General features: G+C 52.3%; 5 protein-coding genes. 1 reads left to right on the forward strand and 4 read right to left on the reverse strand.

Annotation, left to right across the window (positions count from 1 at the left end; translation table 11 throughout):
* From KB557_RS10200 to KB557_RS10210, 3 genes are all read right to left on the reverse strand, one after another.
* The coding region (locus KB557_RS10200; RefSeq protein ID WP_315856223.1) for a DnaB-like helicase N-terminal domain-containing protein at positions 1-218 on the reverse strand (218 nt) is incomplete at its 3' end.
* Positions 219-224: 6 nt separating this feature from the next.
* Entirely contained in the window at positions 225-683 is a 459-nt protein-coding gene (rplI, locus tag KB557_RS10205; RefSeq protein WP_255133878.1) for a 50S ribosomal protein L9, read from the reverse strand.
* A gap of 66 nt (positions 684-749) precedes the next feature.
* Complete coding sequence (locus KB557_RS10210) at positions 750-1661, reverse strand: fatty acid desaturase (protein WP_255133880.1); 912 nt, start codon at positions 1659-1661, stop codon at positions 750-752.
* Positions 1662-1752: 91 nt separating this feature from the next.
* On the opposite strand from KB557_RS10210, the gene KB557_RS10215 reads away from it, so the two are divergent.
* A complete protein-coding gene (locus KB557_RS10215) occupies positions 1753-2460 on the forward strand; it encodes a hypothetical protein (RefSeq protein WP_255133882.1) in 708 nt (235 codons plus the stop codon).
* A gap of 20 nt (positions 2461-2480) precedes the next feature.
* On the opposite strand, the gene KB557_RS10220 is transcribed toward KB557_RS10215, so the two are convergent.
* Positions 2481-3132, reverse strand: a 652-nt coding sequence (locus KB557_RS10220) for a fatty acid desaturase (RefSeq protein WP_255133884.1), incomplete at its 5' end; no start/stop codon positions are given.

The following is a 3132-nucleotide window of genomic DNA, read 5'->3' on the forward strand; positions in this document are numbered from 1 at the left end:
ACAAACATAACCAAAACGACACAAAAAAAAAAACCATATTTCTGCAACACATCAGCCACCCGACCAATAGCATCGGGATCCAATAAGATCCCCCCCAAGATCACTTCCTCCGCCTCCAAGTTTTGGGGAGGAAGTTGATCTGGAGTGGCTTCAAAAAGCTCTACCCCAGTGCGTTTGGGGCGTTCCCGTTCGGGTTCGTTTATGGGAACAGAAACCATTTCTTGTTAGTGGCTTACCACCTCCAGATTGATTTCAGCTACCACTTCCGGATGCAGTTTCACCTGAACCTTGTAACTGCCGGTGCGATGCACTTCAGGCACGGTGATATCGCGTTTGTCTACTGCTTTTTTGGTGGCTGCTTCGATTGCTTCAGCCACATCAACGTTGGTAACGGTGCCGAACAACACATCGTCGCCACCGGTTTGTTTCTTAACAGTGAAGCGGCCGATGGTATCGAGGGCTGTGCGGAATGCCACAGCTTCTGCCTTAAATGCTGCTTGCTTTTCAGCTTCCTTGGCACGGCGATGCTCTACCTGACGGAGCACTGCGGGTGTAACAGTAACGGCTTTACCGCCTGGCAAAAGGAAATTGCGGGCATAGCCGGGGGCTACTTCCACTAAATCGCCGGTTTTGCCAAGAGTGAATATGTCTTCGCTTAAAACTACTGAAACGCGTTTAGCCATGGGAATTACTCGAGGGTTGATCTACTGCTGGGGCGAACTTTCAGCTTACGGCACTAGCTGGTGTGGTTAATTCACAGGCAGGCGCACCTTGGTGGCAAGGCCTAGGGCTCTCAAAAGGCGGATGTGTTGCCAGGTGAGATCTATCTGTCCGGCTTGCAAACCCTGTTTGGCGGAGTGGGGGAAAGCATGGTGGTTGTTATGCCAGCCTTCGCCAAAAGTGAGTGCTGCTACCCAGCGATTGTTGCGGGAGGCATCACCACTGGGGTAAGCGATAGTGCCCCAGCAATGGGTGGCTGAATTAACGAGCCAAGTAACATGATACACCAGCACTAGTCTGAGGGGTATGCCCCAAAGCACAAGGGCCCAGCCGCCAGCGCCAGTTATGGTGCCGATCCAAAAAAGTAAGCCGGCCAAAGGTAGTTGGAGTAGTAAAAACCACTTGTTCAGCCAGCGGTAGTAGGGGTCGCTAGCTAGATCACCTGTGAGCCTTGGCACGGAAGCCATGGCTGGAATTTCTGAAAACATCCAACCCATGTGGCTCCACCAGAAGCCGCGATTGCTGTTGTGATGATCAGTATCCGTATCGGAAAATTTATGGTGGTGGCGATGCAGCCCGGCCCAATCGATCGGGCCGTGTTGGGCGCTTAAAGCTCCGCAGGTGGCAAAAAAGCGCTCCAGCCATTGCGGCAGCCGAAAGGCCCTGTGGCTTAACAAGCGGTGGTAACCAAGGGTTACCCCAAGGCAGGCGGTTAGCCAATAGAGCACCAATAAGGAGGCAAGAGCAGGCAAACTCCAAAACCGTGGCAGCAGCGCATAGGCGGCCAATACATGAATAACCAACATGAAACCGAGGGTGGCCCAGCGGGCACCTTTTGGCACTGTGCCCTCAGCTTCCCCTCTGCGGGGGTGGCGCAGGCTGCTTGAGCGGCGGGCGGGGCTGATGGCGGCAGCGAGGGGCGGCGCCGATAAAACTGTCATTTAAATCGAATACGTATCGATCTCGCTATCATAGCAATACGGATTCAGATCATGCAACTGATCACGGTGCAATTCGTTGTGCTTCTTGATCATGATTAGATTTGAGCAACGTGGGTTGGAGCGATTTGTGGATTATCGAGAGCGTTTGCAATTGGGCCATGGCGCCTTTGCTGCCCTATTGCGGGCCTGGCACGAACGCAATCGTTGGTCTCATCGGGTGCTGCCAGCCCTTGCTGAACAGCTCGATTTAGGGCGTTTGCACAGCTCCCAACTTTCTAATTTGCGCAATAGCAAATTAGCTTCCCCAGGCCCTGAGGTGTTTCTTGCCCTCGGCTGTTGCAATCAGTGGTTAGCAAAAATGCCGCTTCCGCTTGCTCAAATTGCTGAAAAACAGGAACTTGCTGCCGCTATTGGCGATAACCCCCAAGCCCTCATCGATGCCGCAGGTTTAGTGCTGGGAGCCGGGGAGCTGCTGGAGATTTTTGTTGGCCTAAGGGCCTTGCCCCCCGGCTTTGATCTCCGCATTAGTGAAGCGGAAGCCCCAGCCCTTAGTGCCTCCCTTGGGCTGCTGCTGGCGGGAGGGCGGCCATGGCGTGAATGCCGCGATCGGGTAATGGCAGCCTATGGAGTTGAAAAGCGTCAACGCCGTGAAAAATTCGCTGCGGTTATGGCGGGCTTAAATGATTACAGCGCCAATGAATTAGATGTTGAATTAAGCGATCTTCTTGTTACATCAAACTCACTTGGAATACAATTTGAAAGCGTTGATATATTGCTGGAGAATCTAAGACAAAATTAGAAATAATAAATACTAATTAACTAGTTGGGGTAGCGAGCAAGGCGTAATTTGCGGGCTAAGCCAAGGCGGCGTAGAAATTTAATGTGTTGCCAAGTGATATCAAATTCAAACCAGCGCAGGCCGTGGCGGGCTGAATGGGGAAAAGCGTGATGATTATTGTGCCAACCTTCACCAAAACTAAGGATTGCAACCCACCAACAGTTAGTAGAACGATCAGCGCTGTCAAAGTTGCGATAACCAAATACGTGGGTGGCTGAATTCACAAGCCAAGTTACGTGATAAACAACAGTGAGCCTTAAAGGTATGGCCCAAAGCACTAAACCCAAGCCACCACCGTGAATTTGATTTGCTTCGCCGAACCAGTAAAGCAACCCCCCTAGAGGCAGCTGCAGTAATAAAAACCAGCGGTCTAACCAGTTATAGAAAGGGTCGCGGCGCAAGTCTCCGGTGAATTTATCAACGTGTTGCAACACAGGGATGTTGTGGAGCATCCACTCGCTATGGGCCCACCACAGCCCTCTGCCGGCGTCGTGATGGTCGTTTTCCTGATCTGAATACTTGTGATGATGGCGATGAAGCCCTACCCATTCCACTGGCCCCCCTTGGGCGCCCAAGGTGCCCATCAGCACCAGCAACCTTTCCAGCCAATGGGGAGTTTCAAAGCTGCGATGG

Source organism: Synechococcus sp. Cruz CV12-2-Slac-r (genome assembly GCF_024346075.1).
In the GTDB taxonomy this organism is placed as follows: Bacteria; Cyanobacteriota; Cyanobacteriia; order PCC-6307; family Cyanobiaceae; genus Synechococcus_D.